Below are 24,376 nucleotides of genomic sequence, written 5' to 3'. Positions count from 1 at the left end.
GTAAATTCGATATCCAGAAATAGATAAAACCTAGGGAAAAATGAAAATATTGTGGGCTATGCGTAGGGTAACCTAGACTTGGTTACGTGTACGGAGTGAGAAAATACAAGTTTCAGTCAAGTGAAAACTAAAAAGTCCAGAAGAGCAGATGCAGTGAGCGTAACCCTTATTGGAACCAGACTTCAGCAGGAGTTGCTTGAGTCACTGTTTCATAAACACAGTTTAGCCTTAAAAAAGTTTCTGAGGGGGCGGAGCGGTTGCTGTGAGCCAGAGGATGTTATTCAGGAAATTTTTGCAAAATTAGCGAAACGAAATGATCTGAAGGATAAGTTTGGTCAAGATGAAAAAAGGAATAGGGCATATATGTTCACAATGGCTAATAACATTGTGGTAGATATTGAACGATCGAACAGTTCCAGACGGCGTAACGAGGACGTGGTTCAAACACACACGCTACTTGTCGAAGATTCGTCTGAAGGTTCTCCTGAGGTGCTTGCTCAAGCATTGGAAGATTTGGAAGTAATGAAAATGACCCTGAAGAAAATGAATCCAAATTGGAGTAAGGCGTTCATGCTCAATAGATTCAAAAATTTAACGTTTCCTCAGGTGGCCGAAAAGATGGGAGTTTCTGTGAAAACGGTAGAGAAGTATGTGAGGAATGCGCTCATAGAGCTTCGAAGAGATTTGATGGATCTTCAAGGAGGTAGTTCCATATGAATTCTAGAAAAGGTACAGATCTGGCTGTTTCTCAGGCGGCAGCAGATGTCGTCAAACTATATGCGGAAGAGGCAGACGAAGAATATATCCGTCGGAGATGTAAAGAGTCTAGTGATTATGAATCTGCCTTTAATGGGTTTAATCAAATTATAGATAAGGTACAGGTGCTGTCAGATGATGCAGAGCTATTGGAAATTCTGGATGAAGATGCACTTGAGAGGAATTGGAAGTCTAAGATGGCGAATCGAAAGTCATTAATGTCTCTGGCGGCATCAGTTGTCTTTTTTGTTGGCTTGATTTTTGTGGCCCTTAATGAATATGAGCGGACGCCTAGCCATGGAAAAGTTGATCGATATATTACCAGGATTGGAGAGCTAAAAGAGTTTGTTCTTCCTGATGGTAGTGTGATGTTCTTGAACTCGGCTACAAAAGTTTTTGCAGAGTTTGATGATATGGGTAGAAAGGTTGTCTTCGATCGAGGTGAAGCTTTCTTTGATGTACGACCTGATGAGAATCGGCCGTTCACTATTGATTTGGGCCGAGAGACGATAACTGTTCTGGGTACCAGTTTTAATTTGAGAATGACATCAGATGGTTTTGTTGTTGGTGTAAAAGAAGGGAGCATCGCCCTGCATGAAAAAGGAGGGGAGAATTTCGATAAATTGAAACGATTATCTCCTTCTGAAACAGGGACTTTGATTCATGATGCGAGAGTTCCACTAAGGGTGGAGTCAGGGTTGTTGGTAAAGTTTAATAGCCGATCTCATGATTTTCTGGTAACTAGAGATAATGACGGATTCGGCATGGGTGAGTGGAAGTCAGGTATTCTGGTTTTCTCTGATGTTTCATTGTCCGAAGTTGTTAAAGAATTGAATCGTTATACAGTGAAAAAGATTTTGATCGAAGATTCATCAATTATGGAAATGAAAGTATTTGCGACAGTTCGTACGGATAATGTCGGAATGGCACTGGTTGGATTTGAGAAGATGTTGCCTATTAAAGTATCGACCTATTTTGATCGAATCGTTGTGGTAGGTGATTCCAATAGATAGTGTAGGGTAAAAGCTTCGTGGCTCCGTGTATGGGGTAGGCCTGAGTTTGTTGGCCTCTAATCTGGAACACTATGAGGTGGGTAAGTAATGAAATTACTAAAAAATGTAAACCGAAATCGTTTGTCAGTTGGTGTTGCATCTGCAATGCTGCTTTGTGCTGCAACAGCTATGGCTGAATCATCAGTATTTAAAATTGATATTAAGGCAAAAAAAGCCGGTGAATCATTGTTGGAACTTGGTAAAAAGACTGGCGTTCAGATAATGGTTCCACACAACTTGGGTAAGGCGATAAATCTGCCTAGGCTAACTGGTGAATATACGCTGACATCTGCTCTCGATAAGTTGCTGGATGGTACCGGTCTTAAGTATGAAGTTCTTTCAGATGATGCCATTTTAGTAGAGCGTGAGGATGAGGGGGCTGAAAAGGATGTTCAAAAGAAAGATGTCGAAGAGTTGGTTGTAACCGGTTCTCGGATACGTAATAGCAAACCAACATCACACGTAAAGGTGTTGACGCGAGACGAGTTAGATCGTATGGGGGTGAATACTGCAGCTGATATTGTTGCATCACTTCCTCAAAACAACAATAACGTCAATCTAGCCTCTACAACAATTAATGGAGGAGAGAATGATACGCCATATGGAACATTGGGTGAGGCAGCGGCAAACCTTAGAGGTGTAGGTTCAGAAGGGACCCTGGTCCTTGTGGATGGGCGACGTATGGCGTCTTCACCAGGTTTTTCGGCGGATGGACGTGTGAATTTGGGGACAATTCCAGCGGCTGCTATTGAACGTGTAGAGATATTACTTGATGGTGCGTCTGCAATTTATGGGTCTGATGCTATTGGGGGAGTAATTAACTTTATCCTGAAAAAAGACTATATAGGCGCTTTAACCAAAGTTCGATATGAGGATAGTGTTAACAATGCAGATAATTTTACGCTAACTCAAACACTAGGTTATTCTTGGGACTCAGGAAGTGTGTTGGCAACCATGTCTTATGGTGAGACTGATGGTGCCAGTACATATAAAGCTGGTTGGTATACTAACGATTTCCGTTATTTAGGTGGACGGGATCGACGAGCAATTAGTGGTGGCAGATATTCATCTATATATGGCCTGAGGGATTCATCAGATGATCCATGGGATTGGGTTGATGGAGTAATTGATCAAGATGCATATGAAAATTCATCTTGGGACAAGTCTGATTTAATTCTCTTTGATTATTATTCGGAAGAGGATCGAGAGGCCTTGGGGCTGTATTACGACGAACCAGCTTTGGGCCTGGAAGGAACTCCTACATCGAAGTCTAAGTCTGTTACATTGAAGGTTGAGCAGCAGTTGACTGACAGCCTTGAAGTTTATGCCAACGCACTTTGGAGTTCATCGGAAAACCATGCAGATAGAGGGCCGTTCAGGACTACGTTTGTGGTTCCGACTACAAACCCTTTCAATAAATTTGGAAAAGAAGCGTACGTAGCAAAAAATTTCTTGAATGAATTCCGCGAGCAAGGGATGCGGGGCAACTCTCAAACAAATAACTATAAGCGTGTAAGTTATGATGTTGGCTTTAAGTTTGATGCAGGATTCAAAGACTGGTTGATAGATGTCAATTACGGCTATGGAGAGGAGCAAGGTCAATACAGCTCCTGGAGTATGAGTACATACTCTGAGAATGAAGCATTGGCATCTGCTGTTGCGGGTATACAAATGAAATTTATTAGCTCAGGAAAGTATGAGCCTGTTCTGGATGGTGATGGAGAAACAATTTCAGTACCAGCCCTCAACTTGTTCGGAGATGGTTCTGATCATGACCCCGATCTCGATTTAAATTCATTAGTGATAGATAGTGCCGGCAGAGGGCCAGCGACTGTCAATGAATATTTCGATATATCAGCTGATGGAGAACTATTTGATATCTCAGGTGGTACAGTCAGGATGGCGATCAACTTGAATCATCGTGAAGAGCATCTCGACTGGAGTAAGGCTAAGTGGTTGGTGGGGTTGCGTAGTTCCACTTCAGATGATATGGCTCGTGAGGTGTTCGGCTTTGGCGCTGAGTTGTCAGTTCCATTGGTTGGGGAGGCGAATAATTTCCCAATGGTTGATAGTTTGATTTTGTCGTTGGCTGGTCGTTATGAGGATTATCGTTTTGAAGGGTATTTTTATGGTGATGATAAGCCCTTGGCTAAAAAATCCTTTGATAGTGTAAATCCTCGGCTAGGTATTGCTTGGGGTGTTACACCGGAAGTAACAATCAGGGGCTCCTGGGGTGAGTCTTTCCGAGCTCCGCCACTCGAATGGCTGCATGCAGAAGTTAAAGAAACAGAAAGGACGATTTACGACTATTATCATCCAAATCCAGAAAGTGTACCTGGCGCAGAATACTTTCCAAATGGTGATTACTGGCTAGTAAAAACAGAGAATGTGCGAACACTGTCAGGAGGTAATCCAGACCTAAAACCTGAAACGGCAACAAATACAAATTTCTCGGTTACTTATGAGCCTGAATACTTGGAAGGCTTTAAAGTAACAGCCACATTGTCAAGTATTGAGTGGGCTAATCGATTGACTCGATTGTACTGGGGGAGCCTTGAAGTACGAGAGAATCCAGAGCTGTTTCCTGAGTTGGTGGTGAGAGATCCAGATACAGGTTTAGTTACTTTTGCTGCCAGTAAGCCTGTAAACGGATGGTCAAGAAAGAATAAGAGTCTGGATCTGGATGTTAGTTATCAGATGGAAACAGATATTGGGTTCTTTGATTTCAATATATATGCGGTTGAAACATTAAAGCAATATGACCAAACCGTTCCAACGATTGCTCCCAAAGATCGTGTTGGTCTATTAACGGGTACAGATCGATTTAAGATTCGTGCCAAGGCTGGCTGGAGTGGTGATAATAAAGGCGTGACACTTTATGCCAACTGGAGAAGCGGTTACCACCTTACAGATTATTATGAAAATAAAATTTCAGACAAATGGATGCCTCACGCAACTACTTATGATTTGACGGCATATTTAGATATTCCTGAATATTCAACTAAGGTAAATTTTGGCGTTAAAAATGTGCTAAATAAGAGTTGGGATTTTATGGATTATTTTAGAGGGCCATGGGATTCTCGTAGATTTGATCCCCGAGGTCGAATGGTTTACATGGAAGTTAGTAAGGATTTTGAAATTTAAGTTGTTCGTTATGGCCACCTCTTTGTGGGTGGCCATTATATTTTAATGTGAGGGATTTTTTAATGAAGCCTATTTGTATTTTTTTAACTTCTTTGCTGGTTTCGTGTCTGGCGTGGAGTGATACTGGTTACCCTGTTGGGGTGTTTGAGTCAAAATCTACGATAGAAAGGAGCAAATTGAATCCTCCGGTTTTTGGAAAATCCGGAACTATCAACCTTTCATTTGATGATGCAAAGAGCCATAAATCTGGAATTCTGAAAATTGCAGATCAACGATGGAATCTTAAGTTTATTGGTAACGAAGATTCAACTGCACTCGAAGAGCTGATAGCGAAACAAATAGACGTAGAAGATAATGAGTTGAAGCTTCCTGCGAAGCTATTACGAGAGACTGAAAAAGAAACTGTTTACAGTGTTACGCTGCCTTTGGAGTTTGGTTCAACTAGCCAGAAAAGATTGTGTAAGGTGGGGCTGTATCTGTATTTTTCCAAAAACGATGGTTTTCCAGCAGTGGCTCGATATAGTACTGATATGTACCTGACTTCTGAGGTAAATATTGAAGGCGTTAAGCATGATTTAATTCTTATGGACATGAATTATGATGGCTTTTTTACAAAAGAAAGTGACTATTGGGTTTTAAGAAGGTCTGATGTTGAAAGTTCTGTGAGGCCAAGCGAATGCCGAAGCTTGAGTGATTTTAATTGGGCTGACGGGAAGTCCTATAAAGTTGTGCTTGTGGGAAATTTGCCTGATTCCGCAGTTGTTTCCGCTTTTGATTCAGGGCTCTCAGAGGAACAGGATAGAATTAACAGGGATTCGACTTACGCAGATAAGCAGGCAGAGAGATCTTTGGAGCCGATGAATTTTTATCATGACTTCAAAAAAGCTATCTCGGAAGCCAAGCAACAAGGAAAAATGTATTTCGTTGACTTTGAAACAGACTGGTGCGGCCCGTGTAAGCAGATGGATAGGTATGTATATACGGCAAAAGAAATTGTTGAAGCTGCCAAAGATATAATATCTATCAAGGTGGATGGGGATGAAAGTGAAGAATTGGTTAAGAAATACAAGGTAGATGGCTATCCAACCGGTATTTTATTCTCTCCTGATGGAGAGGAAGTGGCGCGATTTATTGGCTATCAGTCTATCATTCAATTAAAGAAATTTTTCGTTCAAAAATGATAGTTGCAAGAATTGACATTGTTGTTTGATCCTAGACCTGACAGGCTACGGTAGTAATCTGTCAGGTCAAACTCTATGTAATATTGTTTTCAGTTAGTTTTGGTAAGTTTTAGGTTTTATGGGCTTTTTGTTGATGGTTTGTTCCCGTTGTTGCAGGGAGTTGTCTGGGTTGGCTTGAATGGGCCAAGTTACATCTGGAAAAATTGAATCATATTTTCAACGCTTTGATAACCAATGAAGCGTTTAATCTCGTTGCCTTTTGCATCAAAAAGAATCCCGGTTGGATAAGACTTCACATTCATCTCAGAAACCAGCTCTACTTCTTCGTCCCCATCTACTTTTATACAAGTAATACCCTCGGCGGCCATTACAACGGCTTTGGCTGTGTATACGTGAGTGTCCATAGCCTTGCAAGGTGCGCACCAAGAAGCTTCAAAGTCAACAAAGTAAGGCTTTCCGGCTGATTTGGACTCAGATATGGCATCGCGAAAATTGTTTGAGAAAAAAAGAGGTTTTTTTGCTTTAGGGGCTGCTCTGTCAGCTTGATATCTGTCACGATTTGCTAGGTCCTCTTTCTCGCTAATTCCAGGATTAAATGTATGAATTGATACAGAAGTTGGATACGTATCTGTCAGAACAGCTTTATATGCAATACCATCTACCCACATAAAATCATTCATGCCACGAGGGTCTGTGTGATTGATGCGCTGATTAATATCACTGCGGCGCAGAACCCAATAGTCAGTATCTTTATCAATCAGGGCATTACTATTCATATCCTGAAGAACAATGTCAAAGTCAATGTTGTTAATGCTAACTTTAGATGTCAATGTCATGCCGACGCTAAAGCGAGCTGCCTCTGAAACGAAACCGTTTTTATCCATGGATAGATAAAATAGAACTCTTATCTTTCGGGGTGATAGGTTGGTTTCTTCAGTGTTATAGCTTATGTTTAAATAGTCCTTATATGCACAACTGGTAACACCACTCTTTTCATCTGTTCTCACCCGAAAATGTTCGATTGAAAGCTCGTACTTTCCATCCCGGTCCTGATCACATCTCAATGTCGGGCAGCCAGTTGAGCTGCTAAAGTCGCCAACTTTAATTGAAATTAAATTGTTGGCGACTGGTAATTCTCCTGTGTAACTGGATTCATCATTGTTTTTATGCAGATAAAGATTTTCTGGTTTTCCATAAATAGGAAAATATAACTTCTTATCTCTAACGATTTCGAATGAATTGGCTTGATATTTAAATTCAGATCCTAATGCACTGCTGATAAAAAGGCTAAGTGAAATTAAAGCGACAATTTTGATCATAAATTAACTCCTGGATGTATTACAATGAGCTCATTGGCTTTATGGTTGGTTCCTGGGGGATTCCTGGTGTTGCGGCACTATGGTGAATGACATGAAGGTATATGGTGAGTGTCTGAAAGGATTCAGTTCAGCTCATGAAATGGTGCATAAATGTCTGAATGAGTTGGTTGGGTGAGGCTGTCTAATTTATTTTCTTCCATCGTTTCCTAAGATTTAACAAAGTCTAAGCGAATAGGACAACCGAAGCTCTAGTGAGGTTTGGACTGAAAACTTCCAAAGCTCCCTGAAAAAGTGACAAGTTATAAAACTGGCCACTTTTTCAGGAGGGTTTTACCGTTAGTGAGTTAAGCCTTTCTTAAAGATCATAATCAATCTGGAATGAAAGATAAGCAACACGACCTCTTACATCTACTTGCACTGTGCTGTATGGAGCGCCAGCTGTGTCAAGGAATGGGAAATCTTCATTGGTCAGGTTTTTTATTCCACCGGAGATAAGAATATTGCTCTGATCAATTTCAAAATATCCACTCAGATCCACAGTCCTCCAGTCATCAACTCGTTTTGGAGTGCCTCTTGAGGTATATGCGAATCCATCCCTGTGATTAAAGATCAGATCCAAACCTTTACCACTGCCAGTCCATGACAGGCCAACTCGGCCAGCCCATTCCGGAGCACCACCTTGAGTGTCGAGCAAGGATACTCTCGGCGATTCCGCGTTTATTTCGTCGTATTGCTTCAGTGAGTGCATTGCGACCAGTTCTACCCCAAACTGTCCAACTTTTGTGTCAAAAATGTAGTTGGCATCAAAGTCGAGACTCTTCGTTCTGCGGGTGGCGATGTTTACCGGCAGAACCCGGAAACCAATCAGCGTTCCATCTTCATCTCGCACTGCGATATTGGGATCGGAGTAAACAGCTTTACCTTCTGACTCACCGATAAAGCCCGGCCAAGGGTAATATTTTTTAATTCGATTGGTGTAATCAATGTCTGAATAGGTAACACCAAATACAAGTCCTTCAATAAACTCTGGAGTAAGCTTCACACCAAATGTTTTAGAAACGGCTGTCTCTGGTTTCAGGTTGGGGTTTCCACCCCATTGGGTGTCTACAGTAATGTACTCTTCATTAACCCAGTCATAGGTATAGGTAGAGTATGCATCAGCTTCACCAACATCTGGGGTGGGTGGATCCATAACATCCTGGAAGCGTGGCATGATAAATGACTGGCCCCAGCTGGCGGTGAGCTGAACTGACTCCATCGGATTCCAAATTACATCCAACTTGGAGGTAACCTTGGAGTTGACGGCTCCATCATCATTAAGTATCACGAAACGATCAGGGTCATCTCTATCGGCTCTGAAGTTATATTGGACCTGGCCTAAGTGGTTTTCATGGCGGTCGTACCTGGAGGCTACTTTGAGGTAAAGATTTTCACTGACCTGAGAACCAAGCTCAATAAATGCGGCTAGTGAATCACGCCCTGGGTACGGGTGAGCTGCAGTGTTATCATAAAAGCCCTTGGATAGATCCAGTGTTATTTCTGTAGATTGCAATCCGGCAGCAAACCTTACTTCGCGCTCCCACAGTGTTAACAGCTCCCCGTCAACTTTCAGGTTCCAGGAAGATGATTCACTGGAGTTTTCTGTGTCGTAAAATTTGCCCCACAGGTTGGAAATCAGCGGTGATTGAGCGCTGCCATTACCAAATGGGTTAAATGCCTCAGAAGGATCGAGAGAGTTTAAAAGAGTATCCCAGGTCCCCGTGCTATCGTTTGTGGGACTGTAGTTAAAACCGAATTGGTCTAATTTGGTGCTGTCTTCATCGTGGGAGTAAGTCAGCTCTAGCTGCCAATCTTTAAAAGGCAGTGAGTAATTTGCACCAATTACGCCACTTCTGGATTGTTGTCTGGTGAAAACCTCTGTTGCCCCCGGAATCAGGCCATTTTCAACCTCATTTTCAAAGCTGTAATAAACTCTTACATCTCTGTCTAGTTGATTGAAAGGGTTGTCCGCTGAAATGTTATACCAGTATGCAGAAACAGACCTTATTGATTCGGTTTTGTTATCAGTGAATCGGAGATCACCAAAGATCTCAAGATCCTCATTGAGTTCGTATTCAAAATCCATGGAGATTGAAGAGCTTTTTGCATAAGGTCTGACATGCTCCCTGGCAGAAGCTTTGGTACTTGGCGTGGAGTCAGTTAGGTCAGCTTCACTCCAGTCTTCAGTTCCATCAAAAGAATCTGGCAGGGAGCCGAGATAAGCCCAACCATTGCCAATATTCCTGATACGACCTGGAGTGGAGTAATACGTGATGTAGTCATACCAGTTGGTTCCCCCGAATGAGCTTTTATCAGCGCCGGTATAACCAGCTTTTGAGGCGGAAACTGGGGCATTTTCTTGTAGGCCAGCGTTAAAGGTTACACGATACTTTTCCCCGGACAGAGTAATTGTCTGGCTTATCTCTTTCTCACTGTCACCATTTCCAATAGAAGAATATCGAACACTGGTTGAGCCGCTGGTATATTCCCCTTTCTTGGTAATAATGTTGATTACACCGCCCACTGCATCAGAGCCATAGATCGCGGATGCGCTATCAAGCATCACATCAATTCTTTCAACGGAAGCAAGGGGGATAGTTGATAAGTTTACTGCGCGACCCTGGCTGGTCGCTGTACCTGCTTTGCGTCGGCCATTAACCAAAACCAGCGTAGCGGCACTTCCCAATCCTCGTAAGTTTGCCATTGAGGTTCCCTGGGATGAAGGGGTCAGGACGCCATCATAAATTTCATTCGAGCTCTCCATCGATGAAGCAGTGTTCATGGTAGAGACGTTTTGAGGTAAAGACCTGATTACATCCTCAACAGTAGATGCGCCCAGTCTGCGAAATTCTGTTCTGTCAATTTGAATTACTGGTGATGCGCTTCTTGCGCCACGAAGCATTGTTCCTGTTACAACAACTTCCTCAACTTCCTTTTCTTTTTCAGCTGAGTCAGATTTTTCTTCTTCATTAATAACAACAAGCTCGTCTGAACGAAACTCGTAAGTCAGACCAGAGCCACTTAACATGAGATCCAGTGCCTCGGACAGAGTAAATTGACCCTTGATCGCATCCAAAATAACTTTGTCTCCCAACTCTTGAGACAGAACAATTTGCACGCCTGAGGTTTTAGACAGCTCTACCAGTGCGGAGCCAATTTTTTGACTGGAAACATCCAGTTCTAAAGTTTTTTGGCCTGCTGCCATCAGGTTTCCGGCACCAAGTACCAGTGATGCTGCAACAGCTAAAGCAAGTCGTTTGTTTGTAAATTGCTTGGTTGCTTTCATATTTACCCACCTATTAATTGTATTGATTTAAAACCATCAAGATCCAAATTTATGAATCTATAAGTGCACGTCTAAGCAATTACAAAACCCTATATCATTTTGTTGCAGATTTTATTGTCGACCGACGATAACAATTCGATCGATATAAGTTTTGACCGTTACAGGTAATGAGGCTTCAATTCCCATCAGGGAAATGTCCAGTCGATCCAGGCGAATCCCGGCATAGAGCTTCAGGTCCATTATTGATGTATCCTCAATTAGGATTTTCTTTGCTGAATATCGGTTCAATTCTTTTACAACCTCTGAAAGCGGAACGGCATTAAAGCCAATCATTCCGGTTCGCCATTGAAATAACGAGGATACGTTTTCCGGTTTTGTGGCTTTAATACCGTGCTCTTTTAGGTCGTAATCAATCACCATACCTGCTTCAATGCGGTACTGGCCGGTTAGTAGGCGGGGAGATGGTGTGGTCTCATCCAGCAGTGGTGCAGCCAGAGATGGAGTGGTGCTCGGTTGGTGAATTGCAACGATCCCTTCAACAACTGCCAGCTTAAAATGATCAAGATCATTGCGAATGTTGAACGCAGTCCCCAAGGCAGTGACTGATCGACCGTCCACCTGCACAGTAAACGGGCGATTCGCGTCTTTGGCCACTGCAAAATAAGCTTCGCCGCGATCAAGAACGATGCGGCGTTCATTGTCGCTGATTGCCACTAGTAATTGTGTGGCTGTATTTAGGGTTATAACTGAACCATCCTCGAGCTCTACCGTTTTTTGCTCTCCTGTGCGAGTGATATAACGGTCAAATTGCATTTGCAGGGGTTCGTTCAGCTTTATGACAAGAAGAGTGATAATTACGCCAATCAGCACGGATGCCGCTAGCGCAATTGGTCTCCAAGGAAGCTGTCTATTCGGAAAGTCTGAATGTGGTTGATCGATGTTTTCCAGTAATTTCTGGATGTCATCATCATTGGCGAGTTGTTCTATGTCCGAAAGCATGTGCAGTCCCTTTAGTAGGGCCTGTTGCTCGGCAGCGGGACGCTCTCGCCAATTAGATTCTGCAGCGCGCGCCTCCTTAGCCTGATCGCCTGACAACATATCGACAATTCTGTTAGCTGCACGCTTTTGGGCGTCCATTGTTCGACCTTTTCCTATCACGCTCTTCTCAATCATTTCTTGGTTTCCTGATGACCTCGTATTGAGATCACTCCCAGCGCCTCAGTTCATCTGCAGCAATTTGTAATTGTTGAAGTGCTTGGCGCATATACTGTTCAACCTGCTTTACGGTAATTCGTCTTCGGGCAGCAATTTCCTTTTGTGTCAAACCCTTGAAGCGATTTAGTAAAAAGACTTCGCGTGTACCGGGCGACATCCCTAGAATTACTTGTTTGATATAGTCAAGTTGCTCCCCGGATAACGCTTGAATTTCCGGCGATAAGCTACATACACGATGATCTTCCTCACCTGGCAACAATGTCTCTCTCTCTAAATGGCGTCGTCGGACAGACTTTTGACGCTCCTTGTCGACCATAAGGTTGTTGGCCACTGATACCAGATAAGAGCGAGTTGATGATTTATCCGGGGGCAGGCGGCTTTCGGCATCTGGAACTCCCGCCACTTTACTGAATACCTCTTGCACCAGGTCTTCAACACTTTCATCAAGTCCAATACGAGCACGAAGAAAAGCTTCAACTGCGCTGTGGTGCAGCCTGAACAATTGTTCAAGCCATTGGCGCCCCCCGCCATCAAGACGCTTGAAAACGACAACATTTCCTCTTGTTCTATACATGTCAGCTCTAAAAAAGTACCTCACTAATTAGCACACGTATCTGGCGCACCAAAACCCTATATCTCTCTCAGTTTTTTTACGTACCAAGCACTAAGGAAGGTTGGATATGAATTGATAGAAAATTGACTGATTGTGACTGTATTGGAGAGACTCAAACTAAAATCTCACTATGAATTCACAATTTATCCTTGTGAATCATAGATATAGCGTTTCTATGGGCTTGGGGTGAAAGTTCCAAAGCGAAGGCTGGTTAGCGAATGAAGTGCCTAAGGCGCTCTTACAAAGGTTGCATTGCGATTTGAGTGGAAATCAAAACCCTCAATGTGAGGTGCTTTTATTGCTGCCCTGCGGGTTACTCGACAATGTGATTAGCTTATTTCCAGAGCCCCCTCTTTAACTAGTTGATTAATGGAGGGCTGATTAAGGCTGATTGGTTATTTACAGGATTTGGTTAAAGTAACAAGCTGCCAATAAAAGTTATTCAATTTTAACGATTAACAAACTAAAAATCTGTATCAGTGGCTATGAACTTTCATTTAGGGTGGCTACTTGGTGACCACCCAAAGAGCATGAATAACTCCAGGTATTACTCCGAGAATCCATAAAATAATATTAAGAACCAGATATTTGTTCGCCCTCGATTTTACATAGGCAGCTACTGGCGGAACGATAATGGCAAGAATAATTAGTAATAAGTTATTCATAAATTTTCTCAGTCGCTATCTTAGTAAAGAGAAATTACTCCAGCGGCGTATCAATAATTTCAGCTAACTCGACACTGCCGCCTGCTGCAAGTATCGGACACTTTTGCGCCTTTGTAATGGCATCAGTCAGGGATTGGGCTTCAATCATACTGTAGCCAGTGGCTGGATTACTGCCGCCGTGATTAAGCACCGTACCATCACTGGTCACTGTGGTAGAAATACCTACCGGGTTGCCACCATCCACAACGGATGAGCCCAAATTGGCAAACCAGTCTCCCCAGGCTTCCATTACCTGATTCATCTCCTCAGGTTCCGGTGCTCCACCTCCGTGATAAATAAATAGATATTGAGCCATGATTCTTCTCCATTAATCGTAGACAGATAGTAGGGCAGGGTGAGAGAGTGGGCCAGTGAAGTAATTACGGAATTGATTAGTAGTCATCTGTCAAAATTGTAATCCAGCTCAACCAACTCTAAATGGTTGCCTTCAGGGTCCATGTAAGTGGTTGTCAGGCCAAATCCCTCATTGTGCGGAGCAATCACTTCCTTGGCGCCCAAAGCTTTCAGTTTCTCAATAACCATATCAAGAGATGCCACATTAAATGCGATAGTAGTGGTGGAGTATCCTGTGGCAGATTTGGCCAGGTTTTCTGGTGGGTGAATGCCAAAGTGAACCTCGCCAATATCTGCGCCAAAGTGAACATGCAGGTTGCCATGTTTTTCTGGCTCAAAACTAATGTCCATTATTGCAGAATAAAATTTGGCTAATGCCGCAGGATCTGCCGAGGATAGAATAACGCCGCAGATTGATTTCACCATATGAACATACCTTGATAGGAATGTTCTATGGATTTTAGTATCAAATTGAGGCGCTAAAGACGAATTTGTCGATTTTCCATATAAAGAATATGAGGCTCTCCTTTCAGGGCTGAATAATTGACTTTGAAAACAAAGGGTTAGCAGGTTTGTTAAAAAGCATAGATAACTTGCTATCTTTGTAAGGAGATTGAAATTACACGTTTTTGGGAACTAATCAAATCAATATGAATATCGAGCAAATTAAGGCTGTTGAAGATGTAGCTGAACTGCTTCAGGATAGTTCTCTGCCAACATCTGATTTAAAGGTGGATAATAATAATTTTTTCTTTGGCATATATGATGGCGATGTTTTGACATCATGTGTAGGCGTTGAGGTGCTTGGTGAGATAGCCCTACTGCGTTCGCTTGCTGTTTTGCCATCAAGGCAAAGGAAAGGTGATGGGGCGGCCTTGGTTAGGCATGTTGAAATATTTTGTGCGTCAAAAGGTGTAAAGGCGATTTATCTATTAACTACAACAGCCACTTCTTATTTTTCTATGTTTGGCTACGCTTCTGCACCCAGAGAGAGTGTGCTGGAGTCAGTTAAAAGCACCACACAATATTCGTCAGTATGTCCGGGCTCGGCAAAAATCATGTTCAAAAAATTGGATCCATTCTATAGTTGAGTTGTTTTAAAGATAAAATTTTGGTTGATAGGTATGCATCTGATCTTAAGAAAATCTCTAATACTACTTTCCCTCTTTGTTTTGAATGGCTGCCTAGGCATGCCCGAACCGGTCAAGCCAGTGACTGGCTTTGAGCTGGATCGGTATTTGGGTAAGTGGTACGAAGTTGCCCGCTTGGATCACTCTTTTGAGCGTGGCCTGAGCGATATCACGGCAGAATACAGCTTGAAAGAGGATGGCGGTGTTCGGGTGCTGAATCGGGGTTTTTCGACAGCTAATAAAGAATGGCAAGAAGCCGAAGGCAAGGCGTATTTTGTCAATGAAGAAACCGAAGGTTATCTGAAGGTATCTTTCTTTGGGCCGTTTTATGGCTCATATGTGATTTTTGAACTGGATAAAAAGGGCTATCAGTACGCGTTTATCTCCGGCCCGAACACAGATTATCTATGGTTGTTATCGCGAACGCCTTCGGTGGATCCGGCAGTGATGGAGAAGTTCAAGGCGATGTCCAAGGCGCGTGGTTTTGATGTTGATAAGCTGATCATCGTTGAGCACTCAAACCAGGTTGAGTGATCAAGTAACCGCATGGGCGAGTTGCGTTTTGACTGACACCGATCAAATACTTGAGTAAAACTGTAGGTCATACTGCCTAACAGTTGAGTCTAAATTGTGAATGACTCAGGTCTTACGAGAGTGATTGCTATGCAACCGTTACCACACAATTATGTTGTTACCGCCCGCTCCCAGCAAGAGGGCGATATAGTTCTTGATCAAGGCAGTGCCACGCGGCTTATCAGCAATGCGCCTCCCGGATTTGGTGGCCCGGAAGGGTACTGGTCGCCAGAGGACTTGTTTGTTGGTGCGGTTGCGGACTGCTTTATTCTCACCTTCCGGGCCATTGCCCGTGCTTCCAAGCTGGAGTGGCAGGCGCTGGAGTGCTCTGCTGATGGCGTATTGGACAAGGCAGACGGAAAATTGCAGTTTACCGGGTTAACGATCAAAGCTGCTTTGACCGTTTCTGCGGATGTAGATGCTGCCAAGGCAGAACGCGTGTTACACAAGGCCGAGGAAAACTGCCTTGTGACCAACTCTATGAAATGTCCGGTTTCCCTTGAGGTAACGGTAAGGAACTGAGTTTCCGGTTTACTGGATACCTTCCAGTACAATCTTCCCGATCGTAGATCCCTGCTCAATCAGTCTGTGCGCTTCGCACAGACTGGCGGGTGACATTGCACCCAGATTTTGGCGTAGTGTCGTTTTGAGGGTGCCGCGATCCACCAGTGCAGCCACACGATCCAGTAGCTCACCTTGGGCGCTGATGTCTTTAGTCTGCTGCATTGGACGAGTGAACATAAATTCCCAGACAAAACCGACGCTTTTCGGCTTGAGAACGTTCATATCCGGTGTCTGGTTAAAATCAACGATACTGCAGATCATTCCCTGTGGAGCGATTAATTCCGCCATAGCGGAAAAATGCTGGTCGGGGCTGTTGCAACACAGGATATAGTCAGGCGCAGGTAGTCGCTTTTGGCGAAACTCAGAAACCAGGTCGCTGCGGTGGTCCACCACAGAGTTGGCTCCCATGTTAAAACACCATTGACGGCTTTGCGGACGTGACGCCGTAGCAATAACGTTCAGGCCACCAATCTCCCTTGCCAGCTGTATGGCCATAGAGCCTACACCTCCGGCTGCACCAATTATCAGCAGTGTTTTATTTCGGTCGTTGTCACGGTTTATTTTCAGGCGGTCAAACAGCGCTTCCCAGGCTGTGATGGTGGTCAGTGGCAATGCAGCGGCTTCGCTATTGCTGAGCGATGTGGGGCAATGGCCGGTGATCCGCTCATCCACCAGTTGATGGCTGGCATTGCACCCGGGGCGAGTTATGTCCCCGGCATAATAGACTCTGTCACCGGGTTTGAATCGGGTTACTTTAGGACCTGTTGCAATCACGGTACCCACTGCATCCCAGCCGAGAATTTTGGGCGGATGTTGAGGTGTATCTGTTCGAGCGCGTATTTTGGTGTCGATGGGGTTAACGGACACCGCACTGACTTCAACCAACAGGTCGTGATTTGCTGGTTCGGGATATTCCATCTCAAAGGTGACAAATGCATTGGGATGTTGCAGTTGCAGCTTGCCGCTGTAGCCAATGACTTTCATGTTTGCCCACCTGGATTATCGAATTTTTGGTGAATTTTTAAGGAGTTCAGTATAGCGATTACTGTGGTGGGGTAATAGCAACTAAAAAGCAGTTCCCTTCACTGTAAAGTGATCATGTCCTGATAGTTGTCGGCAATGAGCCTGGCATCGTCGTGATCGAATTTCACACTGGGAAGGGCAGTAAGATCAACCACCTGCTGCCCTTTGAAAAGCCTGGTGGGGTCAACGTTGAGCGCTACCGTTGTGTTGGATCCACCAAACAGGTTTTCTGCAAGCAGGGAGTTGCCAAACAGACTTGCAGTAAACAGCGATGGTGCCAGATTAAACTCCAGGGGTTTATAGTTCTCGTCAAAACCAATGTGGTAAACCAGAGGTATTAACTCTCCTCCCGTATCCAGCTGCCCTTCCAGTAGTACAAATTTGTATCCCACGTCCCAGCTCCAGGCCATGCGGCTATTGGGGTTCAGGTCTCCGCGACTGGCGATTGATTTATTGGCGTTGGGATCCACACCAATGGCGAAGCTCAGGGTGTGGTATTTGTTGTTGGGAATTCCCTCCAGAGTAATTGCGTAGCTTGGGCTGGCGCCATCAAAACGTGCCAGGTGATAGCTGTCGGGCTCGACATAGCTTTCACCGTCTGCGGTCAAAACAATATTGGTCAGGTAAAACTGAAAATCCCGAATCTTGAAATTTCCCTCTCCGCCGGGGTTGGGATATTTGAGTTGGTTGAGAACCAGTGGCTCGCTGTCGATGATGGCATCAAGCCGCAAGGTCAGGTTGATGACGGGGGCCGGACGTAATACCAGATAAAGTGCTGTAGCCAAGACTACAGCGACCAGGAAAGTAATCAGCGGAATGTGTTTTCGGGTGGCGGTATTCATGGCTTTACTCGGGTGAAGTGTGAAGATTCGTTGGTTGATCATCAGGCACACTGTCAGCAGCAGGGTTGGCAGGACTGAATGGATTGGCAAAGTCGGGGTTGGTCAGCAGGCTCTGATCGGTCAGGGTGTGTAAAAACGCGATAATGGCCTGCTTTTCGGCATCAGACAGGTGCAATTCGATCGGTGCGTCCTGGCCTTTACTGAGGTTAGTCGCCTCGGCAATCAGTGGGCTAAGAGTGTTACTGCGCATGACGCCGTTGTCATAGTGTTCCAGTACTTCTTCCAGTGTGGCAAAGCGGCCGTCGTGCATGTAGGGCGCGGTGACGGCAATGTTGCGCAGCGAGGGTACCTTGAACATGCCGCGATGATTAGGGTCGTTAGTAACGGTTTGCAGGCCGGGACGGAGATGCTGTTCATCGTCCAGGCCGTTATTGGAAAAGCCGTCGTAAAGTGTATTGAAGCCGCTGGTGAGAAACTGGCTGTGACAGTCGATGCAGTTACCACCGCGCAAACTGACTTTGACATCGGGGTGGGCCATAAACAGTTTGCGGCCCAACTCCTCCTGTTCGCTGAGTTTTAATTCACCGCGCAGGTACTGATCGTATTTAGAGTTATCAGAGACCAGTGCGCGCTGAAAGGTGGCCAGCGCTTTGGCGATATTCTGGGGCGTGATGTCGCCATAGGCGGCGGCAAACAGTTGTGGGTATTGTGGGTCAGCCTCCAGTTCGCGAACCAGTTCATCGAGATTCTGGCCCATTTCATTGGGGTCCTGAATTGGGGTCAGCGCCTGATCTTCCAGCGAGGCCGCCCGGCCATTCCAGAAAAAGTGTTGCGGTCCCCACATCAGGTTGACCAGGCTCATACTGTTAAAGTCGAGCGGTTTGCCACTAATACCAACGGCGGTGCGTTTGCCGTCGGTAAAGGCCAACTCCTGAAGGTGACAGGTGGCGCAAGCTACCGTGTTGTTTGCAGAAAGTTTAGTGTCGTAAAACAACCGCCGGCCCAGCTCAAAACCCTCATTGGTGAGGGGGTTGTCGTCGGGGACGGTGAAATGACCAAATACAAAGGGGGCGCTGAAACCACTCAGCGGGGTGGTAACCGGTGGTGGAGTTGGACTCCGCCAGACCATCAGTGCTCCGGCTAGCAGAACGCCGATGGCTGGCACATAAAGAGCCTTGCGTTTCATAATTCAGGGCCACACCCGGGTGGCCATTTCAGTGAGGCGCTCAATGGTGGTGAACAAACCCGGAGCCAAACAGTGCCTCGACGTTTTCGACCCCTTTTTGATAGCGATCCTTAAAGTTGATGGTAGCCAGTTTTTCACTGCTGGCAAGATCATGCACGGTAATGGTGTGGGCGTTAACCTTGGCGATGAAGTCGACATCGGTGGGGTCATTGTCCTCAGCCGAGCCCAAATTCAGCAGGTTGTTTTGCACAGCGATCAATTTGCGGCCCGAACCAGACGGATAAAAGATCATATGGTGCGCGCCTAGGTCGGACACAATGTCCGGGCCGGACGAAACCAGCTCGGGCAGTTTGTCGAGATGGTAGCGCTTAACCACGCCGGGTATGGAATGGCTGATAAACAGTTCGGTTTCGTTGCCGTAGAACTCAAGCGGTACGCCGGTGCCCTGCTCAACACCGCTGTACGCCACTTCCGGTGCGCCAAAGCTTTTGTCGTCCGCGTTGTAAGGGATTCTCCAGGTTTCAAACCCGAACATGGTGTTCACCAGTACGGTAGGCTGCACATCGGCCACAATGCTGGGTCGCAGGAACAGCACTTCCACCGGGGATGACGGGAAGCCAACCGGCTTGGCGTCTTCGATGGTAATGTTTTCAATGGGCTCGAACGTGTTCAGGTCGATCACAGTTACGGCATTGCCGACCCCGGTTTGCAGGTCGGGGTGCACAGTGGAGCTGACCACCATTCGGTCACCATAGGCCGAGAGGCCGTGGGGATACATGATGTAAGGGCCATCTTCCTGCTCACTTTTACGGGCAGTGATAATTTTCACCACTTCGTTGGTCTGCGGATCAAATACACCAATTGAGCCACAGTCCGACTGGTCGACACCGGTACCGCCCATAAAGGTGACAAACATGTATTCCTGTCCGTTGACTGTGTGCCACATGATGTCTTCACCCACTTGCTGATTCTGGGTGTCCAGGCAGGTATAGCCGGTGATTACTGGTGAGCCGGTTGCGTCACGGTTCAGGCCAATTTCGGCCAGGCTGCATTTGGGATCGAGGCCAGTGGCGTACAGGCGACCAGTGGGGCTGTAGTAGAGGTGGTGCAGGGGCTGTTCAAAGCCGCTGAACTCATATTCACTGAGGATATCGCCAAACTGGGGCGATTCAGGGTCCAGCTCGACAATAGCGATACTGTGGCTGGTGCCCAGAGTCGGCAGACCGCGCAATAGCACCATAGCCTGGGTTTTCTCATTGACAGCAGTTTGGACAGTGTCAGCGGGCTTAGTGGTCTCTGCGGGTTCTTTAGAACAAGCTGCTAGCAGTAGGCCTATGCCCAGCAGTGCGATGTAGAAGAGGGAAGTGGCACTCCGTCGTTTCATGGTAGCCTCCATCAAGGGTCGAACTATCAGCAAAGTACAGATGACTGGAAAAAGGATAGAAGCCGGAGGGGGAAAGGGCAATTTCCATGCCTGTTGGTAAGGGTGTGGGTTAGGTGTGAAAAATCGAGACTGTAGATAAAGTTGTATAACTTGCATCAGTTCAGACTAAATCTGACACATCCCTTTGAAAAACGGAGGATTACCGGCTTTGATTGAAGATGACGAAACCTGAAAATCAAAACCTAAAGAGGTAACCCTCACGTTGAATACGAATGAACGTATTATCAAACACAAGGAAGGGTTGTTGAATCATGGCGGATGAACTGGGCAAAGCACAAACAAGACACGACGTACGCTATAAACCAAATAAAAGCCTTAATTATAATATTCATCCTTCACTGTTTCATGGCGCGTAATTTGCCATTAAGGGAGGTTAGTCTCCTCACTTGGCTAAATATCGCCACCCATCAAAATTCCCCGCGAATGCTAACGATCAATCCGTAACCATCTTCCAGTTTCGACTTTTCGAAAAAACTCAACTGATCCGTGCGGCGGAGATGGAAGACCTCTCTGGCGTATGTAGAACTACGGCAGGTCAGGTCCTGAGCTTCCACTCTCGCGGTCAAGCCAAACAAATTTTTGTGTTCGACAAACAGACCAAGCCATAGTCGTCGGTCTTTTGAGGAAACTTGATCGAGACGCACCCTGTCAGCCTGCCAATCGCGAATCACTTTAATGCCCCAGGCGATGTTGTTGTTCTGGATGTCGTGGCGTATCTCCATATCCAGTTTGGCAAGTTTATCTCCGCTGATTGGCCTCATATCGGCAGTCAGGGGGTCAGCCACCTCACTGTTTTGATAGTCGATATCAAGGTTGGTCTGTACTCCCGGCAGACCCAGGGAGTCGAACTTAACAGTAGTTGTTGTGGCCAGTCCGTAACGCTCTGCGCGACTGATGTTGCCAGGTGCCTCTCCCGTCGAGCCAATCGGGATTTGATCGACAATATCAGATATGTATTTCTGGTAGGCCCGCAGGTTAATTACCCCCATCGAACCGAAATTGATGACACTCTCCAGTTCTATCAACCAGGTTTGCGGTGGTACCAGATTGGGATTACCGGCATCGGCAGTATTGTCTTCCAGGTTGACCGAGGCCACAAAATCATCGAAGTCCAGCTGCCCAACCTGGCGTTCCACTTTGGCACTCAAGGACCAACTTGCATTGGGTCGCCAAGCCAGCGATGCAAAACCCTTGGGGCGGACAAATTCACGGGTTTGTCTCACGCTGCCAGATTGGCTGATCTGCGAATATTCCACACCCAGTGACAGTTGCATGGAAAGGGTGTTGGTGAAGGGGCGACCGTAGCTGATATTTGCTTCGCGGCGCTGTTCTTCGACACTGGAATTGGCGTGTGGCAATTCGACAACGGATACATCACCGTCCGGTGCGATATTCTCCAGAGTTGCGGCAGCGTCCAGAGAGTTAAAGGCCACTTCACTTGAAAGCTGCCAGCTGTGGATTTCGCCTGCTGTCCATGAGTATTCCCCGCGGACAATTTTCTCGGCTTCGTCCTGAACTTTATGGTAGTGAGTTTGCACTGTCGGCGTGAGGTCGGCGTATTCGGTCACACGGCGATTTTCATAAGGGCTGTGTTCGAAACGATACAGGCTGATAAGTTTCAGACGACCCGAGCCAATACCCATTTCAAAGTCGACGCCCAGTTCACCGCTGCGCTCCCGCTCGCTGCTGGTAAAACTGCGCTTCAGAAAGAGGTCGTCTTTCACAGTGGGGCGGTAAGATTGATACTCCTCCTCATCGTCGACAAATCGACGCCGGTATTTGGACGTTATCGTCAGCACTGATCCTGCGTCGCCCTCGAAGCTCAGGCCGGCAGCCAGGGTTGGATCGGTATGGTAGTAGTAGGTGTTGATATCGCGGTGTTCAAGCCGCTCGCCGGCGCCATTATAGACACGCTCAACGCCGGTTCGCCCGCGCTTGTAGCCGGTGCTCACCAACCCGAGGTTATAGCCAAGCCGGCCTTTGTTACCTTTGAGCGAAACCTCCCCTTCGGTAAGCATGGGGTCGTCCCCTCGGTCAAAGCGAGGAGCCCAATTGAAAGTGCCAGAGAAGCCGTCTTCCGCCAGAACTACACTGACTACCTGTCCAGACAGGCCCGGTACTGAGCTGATGGCTCCATCGAATACTTCTAGCTGCACTACGCCAGAGGCCGAGATCCGCTTCAGGATGTCAGTAACGCTGTCATCCTTGGAGGTGATGCGTTTCCCGTTGATCAGAACATTGCCACTGGCCTGGCCGAGACCGCGCTGATTGCTATTGCGGTTTTTGATACTGAACCCCGGCACCTGCTGGACCATATCCAATGCAGTTCGGGGGGAATAGCGATCGAAATCAGAGGGCAGGTGAATCACTATTTCATCACCATTGGTACCAATTTCAGAAGGAGCTATATCGGCAATAACTGGTGCAGAAATAGCACCAAGCATTAAGAAAGTATTGGAAAACTTCATGGATTTGCATTCAAGAGTTTGAGGAAGGTTATGCAATAAATGAGTAAATGCACTCGGGCGCTGGATAACTTGGCGCTTACCTACAAGCAGAAACGAAAGAAAAAAACTGGCGTCCCAGTTGTACTGAAAAAAAGTCCCTGCCGAGAAGGATGGTGGGGCTCGGCAGGGCTAAGGGGACTAGTTCACTTCTTCTAGTGAGCGTTCTGCAAAAGTCAGCATCCTTTTATCGCCAGCCTTTTTGGCTTTCGCAATCATATCTTCCAGCATGCTCCTGGCGGTTTCTTTCTGGCCGAGCCTTGCCAAAAGGATTGCATAGTGTGGTATTGCGTAACGCTTGTAGGACTTATCCTGCATCGCCTTCTTGGCATATGGCTCTACCTGGCCAAGCACCTTGGTGTCTTTGCAGCCTGCGTTCAGAAGATCTCGAACAATGCCCATATATTGATGGCTTTTTGCATTCTTACCCAGCTTCGCAAGGTATTCTTCACTCAATTGCAAGTAATCGCTCCATTGCGACTTGGAAAGAGCGTAGTTCCGGTTACCTGCCAGGCGGTGCAAGTCATATACTTCTTCCAGGGATTCGCCGGCCAGCCCCATAGCCTGGGCAATGTCGGAGTTCATGCCACTCAGTTTATACACGTCCGCCAGGCTGCCTTTGATATCTTCCAGGTACTCCCGGTAAACAATATCCCCATTAGAGGCGCTTGCCTGAATGGCGGAGGTGTTGATTTGGGATATTTTGGACGCCAGCTGCTCAGGGGAGATTACTTTGGCAAAGTCACTGTAGTGGTCGAAGAGAAATGCAATAAAGCGGTCTTTCCTGTCGCGGAAATATTTGACCCCGATGGTGTAATCCTCTTCATTGATCCAGTCGGTCGGGTTGCCTGCGTCAAAATACTCTTTGGCCAGTTGAACCAGCTCCTCATTCATTCGGAATGATTCATCATACGCTTTGGCGCCTAGCAGGTACGCCTTGATGAATTCGCCATCCCGGCGCCCGGCCTGATAGTCTTTTTCGAGTTCTGCCAACGAGCGAAGGTCACCGGTTGCCTTTTTGCCTTCCTGAATAAATGGAAAGGCATCCTTGTATCCGGTGGCCCTGTGTGCAAGGTTGCCGGTGCCGTCAATGTAGAGCAGGGTCGGATAGGCGCGCACTTCATATTGTTCTGCGAGCTCCGGGCCATTTTGCTCTTCATCTTCGGCATTCAGCTTGTAGTTGATGAAGTTTGCGTTGTAGTACTCTCCGACGCGGTCTTGCGTGAAAATGGTTTTGGCCATTTTTTTGCAGGGGCCGCACCAGTCAGTGTAGACGTCGACAAAGATCAGTTTTTCTTCTGACTTTGCTTTTTCCAAAGCCTCTTCCCAGGTGCCGTGGAAGAATTCAATTCCAGCAGAAAATGCACTGCTGCTGAATAAAAGTGATGCTATCAAAAATAAGGATTTTTTCATTATTCCCTCCAGTGAATATTAAAAAACACGAGCC

General features: G+C 46.1%; 19 protein-coding genes. 7 read left to right on the top strand and 12 right to left on the bottom strand.

Annotation, left to right across the window (positions count from 1 at the left end; translation table 11 throughout):
• Positions 1 to 120 precede the first annotated feature (120 nt).
• The 4 genes from QP938_12610 to QP938_12595 all read left to right on the top strand — a co-directional run bounded on the left by QP938_12610 (position 121) and on the right by QP938_12595 (position 6,133).
• Positions 121 to 717, top strand: coding sequence for a sigma-70 family RNA polymerase sigma factor (locus QP938_12610; protein WIO74129.1), 597 nt, complete (start codon positions 121 to 123; stop codon positions 715 to 717).
• A complete protein-coding gene (locus QP938_12605; GenBank protein WIO74128.1) occupies positions 714 to 1,769 on the top strand; it encodes a FecR domain-containing protein in 1,056 nt (351 codons plus the stop codon). The genes QP938_12610 and QP938_12605 overlap by 4 nt, the downstream gene beginning before the upstream one ends.
• Positions 1,770 to 1,856: 87 nt before the next feature.
• Entirely contained in the window at positions 1,857 to 4,952 is a 3,096-nt protein-coding gene (locus QP938_12600; protein WIO74127.1) for a TonB-dependent receptor, read from the top strand.
• A 62-nt stretch (positions 4,953 to 5,014) separates the two neighbouring features.
• Positions 5,015 to 6,133 (top strand): thioredoxin family protein, encoded by a 1,119-nt coding sequence (locus QP938_12595; GenBank protein ID WIO74126.1) that lies wholly within the window; start codon positions 5,015 to 5,017, stop codon positions 6,131 to 6,133.
• A gap of 188 nt (positions 6,134 to 6,321) precedes the next feature.
• Here QP938_12595 and QP938_12590 read toward each other — a convergent pair whose 3' ends face one another.
• From QP938_12590 to QP938_12565, 6 genes are all read right to left on the bottom strand, one after another.
• A complete protein-coding gene (locus QP938_12590) occupies positions 6,322 to 7,452 on the bottom strand; it encodes a thioredoxin family protein (protein WIO74125.1) in 1,131 nt (376 codons plus the stop codon).
• 355 nt (positions 7,453 to 7,807) lie between these two features.
• Positions 7,808 to 10,777: a TonB-dependent receptor gene (locus tag QP938_12585; GenBank protein WIO74124.1), complete on the bottom strand. Its 2,970-nt coding sequence runs from the start codon at positions 10,775 to 10,777 to the stop codon at positions 7,808 to 7,810.
• Positions 10,778 to 10,888: 111 nt separating this feature from the next.
• The gene (locus tag QP938_12580) at positions 10,889 to 11,950 is read right to left on the bottom strand and encodes a FecR domain-containing protein (protein ID WIO74123.1); all 1,062 of its coding nucleotides are present in this window, start codon (positions 11,948 to 11,950) and stop codon (positions 10,889 to 10,891) included.
• Between the two features lie 31 nt (positions 11,951 to 11,981).
• Entirely contained in the window at positions 11,982 to 12,566 is a 585-nt protein-coding gene (locus tag QP938_12575; protein WIO74122.1) for an RNA polymerase sigma factor, read from the bottom strand.
• Positions 12,567 to 13,304: 738 nt separating this feature from the next.
• Positions 13,305 to 13,625, bottom strand: a complete 321-nt coding sequence (locus QP938_12570) for a hypothetical protein (GenBank protein ID WIO74121.1) — start codon at positions 13,623 to 13,625, stop codon at positions 13,305 to 13,307.
• An 83-nt stretch (positions 13,626 to 13,708) separates the two neighbouring features.
• Positions 13,709 to 14,089 (bottom strand): VOC family protein, encoded by a 381-nt coding sequence (locus tag QP938_12565; GenBank protein WIO74120.1) that lies wholly within the window; start codon positions 14,087 to 14,089, stop codon positions 13,709 to 13,711.
• Between the two features lie 224 nt (positions 14,090 to 14,313).
• On the opposite strand from QP938_12565, the gene arsN2 reads away from it, so the two are divergent.
• The 3 genes from arsN2 to QP938_12550 all read left to right on the top strand — a co-directional run bounded on the left by arsN2 (position 14,314) and on the right by QP938_12550 (position 15,888).
• Positions 14,314 to 14,754 carry an arsenic resistance N-acetyltransferase ArsN2 gene (arsN2, locus tag QP938_12560; GenBank protein WIO74119.1) on the top strand — a complete coding sequence of 147 codons (441 nt, stop codon included), beginning with the start codon at positions 14,314 to 14,316 and terminating at the stop codon, positions 14,752 to 14,754.
• Positions 14,755 to 14,853: 99 nt separating this feature from the next.
• The gene (locus QP938_12555) at positions 14,854 to 15,327 is read left to right on the top strand and encodes a lipocalin family protein (protein WIO74118.1); all 474 of its coding nucleotides are present in this window, start codon (positions 14,854 to 14,856) and stop codon (positions 15,325 to 15,327) included.
• A gap of 129 nt (positions 15,328 to 15,456) precedes the next feature.
• Positions 15,457 to 15,888 (top strand): OsmC family protein, encoded by a 432-nt coding sequence (locus tag QP938_12550; GenBank protein WIO74117.1) that lies wholly within the window; start codon positions 15,457 to 15,459, stop codon positions 15,886 to 15,888.
• A gap of 9 nt (positions 15,889 to 15,897) precedes the next feature.
• Here QP938_12550 and QP938_12545 read toward each other — a convergent pair whose 3' ends face one another.
• From QP938_12545 to QP938_12520, 6 genes are all read right to left on the bottom strand, one after another.
• On the bottom strand, positions 15,898 to 16,914 hold the full coding sequence (locus QP938_12545; GenBank protein WIO74116.1) for a zinc-binding alcohol dehydrogenase family protein: 1,017 nt from the start codon (positions 16,912 to 16,914) through the stop codon (positions 15,898 to 15,900).
• Between the two features lie 98 nt (positions 16,915 to 17,012).
• Positions 17,013 to 17,795: a hypothetical protein gene (locus QP938_12540; GenBank protein ID WIO74115.1), complete on the bottom strand. Its 783-nt coding sequence runs from the start codon at positions 17,793 to 17,795 to the stop codon at positions 17,013 to 17,015.
• A gap of 4 nt (positions 17,796 to 17,799) precedes the next feature.
• Positions 17,800 to 18,981: a cytochrome c peroxidase gene (locus QP938_12535; protein WIO74114.1), complete on the bottom strand. Its 1,182-nt coding sequence runs from the start codon at positions 18,979 to 18,981 to the stop codon at positions 17,800 to 17,802.
• Between the two features lie 40 nt (positions 18,982 to 19,021).
• Positions 19,022 to 20,365, bottom strand: coding sequence for a hypothetical protein (locus QP938_12530; GenBank protein WIO74113.1), 1,344 nt, complete (start codon positions 20,363 to 20,365; stop codon positions 19,022 to 19,024).
• A gap of 467 nt (positions 20,366 to 20,832) precedes the next feature.
• Complete coding sequence (locus QP938_12525) at positions 20,833 to 22,893, bottom strand: hypothetical protein (GenBank protein ID WIO74112.1); 2,061 nt, start codon at positions 22,891 to 22,893, stop codon at positions 20,833 to 20,835.
• Positions 22,894 to 23,070: 177 nt separating this feature from the next.
• Entirely contained in the window at positions 23,071 to 24,342 is a 1,272-nt protein-coding gene (locus QP938_12520; GenBank protein WIO74111.1) for a thioredoxin family protein, read from the bottom strand.
• Between the last annotated feature and the right edge of the window lie 34 nt (positions 24,343 to 24,376).

It is taken from the genome of Porticoccaceae bacterium LTM1, from assembly GCA_030252795.1.
Taxonomy (GTDB): Bacteria; Pseudomonadota; Gammaproteobacteria; order Pseudomonadales; family Porticoccaceae; genus SCSIO-12696.
The sequence above is the reverse complement of the archived record's forward strand: the minus strand, read 5'-3'. Positions and strand labels throughout refer to the sequence as shown.

What these genes read in the sequence shown, in the direction of transcription:
- QP938_12605 (WIO74128.1), top strand. Translation starts at nt 714, where the DNA reads ATGAATTCTAGAAAAGGTACAGATCTGGCTGTTTCTCAGGCGGCAGCA.
- QP938_12600 (WIO74127.1), top strand. Translation starts at nt 1,857, where the DNA reads ATGAAATTACTAAAAAATGTAAACCGAAATCGTTTGTCAGTTGGTGTT.
- QP938_12595 (WIO74126.1), top strand. Translation starts at nt 5,015, where the DNA reads ATGAAGCCTATTTGTATTTTTTTAACTTCTTTGCTGGTTTCGTGTCTG.
- QP938_12590 (WIO74125.1), bottom strand. Translation starts at nt 7,452, where the DNA reads ATGATCAAAATTGTCGCTTTAATTTCACTTAGCCTTTTTATCAGCAGT.
- QP938_12585 (WIO74124.1), bottom strand. Translation starts at nt 10,777, where the DNA reads ATGAAAGCAACCAAGCAATTTACAAACAAACGACTTGCTTTAGCTGTT.
- QP938_12580 (WIO74123.1), bottom strand. Translation starts at nt 11,950, where the DNA reads ATGATTGAGAAGAGCGTGATAGGAAAAGGTCGAACAATGGACGCCCAA.
- QP938_12575 (WIO74122.1), bottom strand. Translation starts at nt 12,566, where the DNA reads ATGTATAGAACAAGAGGAAATGTTGTCGTTTTCAAGCGTCTTGATGGC.
- QP938_12570 (WIO74121.1), bottom strand. Translation starts at nt 13,625, where the DNA reads ATGGCTCAATATCTATTTATTTATCACGGAGGTGGAGCACCGGAACCT.
- QP938_12565 (WIO74120.1), bottom strand. Translation starts at nt 14,089, where the DNA reads ATGGTGAAATCAATCTGCGGCGTTATTCTATCCTCGGCAGATCCTGCG.
- arsN2 (WIO74119.1), top strand. Translation starts at nt 14,314, where the DNA reads ATGAATATCGAGCAAATTAAGGCTGTTGAAGATGTAGCTGAACTGCTT.
- QP938_12555 (WIO74118.1), top strand. Translation starts at nt 14,854, where the DNA reads ATGCCCGAACCGGTCAAGCCAGTGACTGGCTTTGAGCTGGATCGGTAT.
- QP938_12550 (WIO74117.1), top strand. Translation starts at nt 15,457, where the DNA reads ATGCAACCGTTACCACACAATTATGTTGTTACCGCCCGCTCCCAGCAA.
- QP938_12545 (WIO74116.1), bottom strand. Translation starts at nt 16,914, where the DNA reads ATGAAAGTCATTGGCTACAGCGGCAAGCTGCAACTGCAACATCCCAAT.
- QP938_12540 (WIO74115.1), bottom strand. Translation starts at nt 17,795, where the DNA reads ATGAATACCGCCACCCGAAAACACATTCCGCTGATTACTTTCCTGGTC.
- QP938_12535 (WIO74114.1), bottom strand. Translation starts at nt 18,981, where the DNA reads ATGAAACGCAAGGCTCTTTATGTGCCAGCCATCGGCGTTCTGCTAGCC.
- QP938_12530 (WIO74113.1), bottom strand. Translation starts at nt 20,365, where the DNA reads ATGAAACGACGGAGTGCCACTTCCCTCTTCTACATCGCACTGCTGGGC.
- QP938_12525 (WIO74112.1), bottom strand. Translation starts at nt 22,893, where the DNA reads ATGAAGTTTTCCAATACTTTCTTAATGCTTGGTGCTATTTCTGCACCA.
- QP938_12520 (WIO74111.1), bottom strand. Translation starts at nt 24,342, where the DNA reads ATGAAAAAATCCTTATTTTTGATAGCATCACTTTTATTCAGCAGCAGT.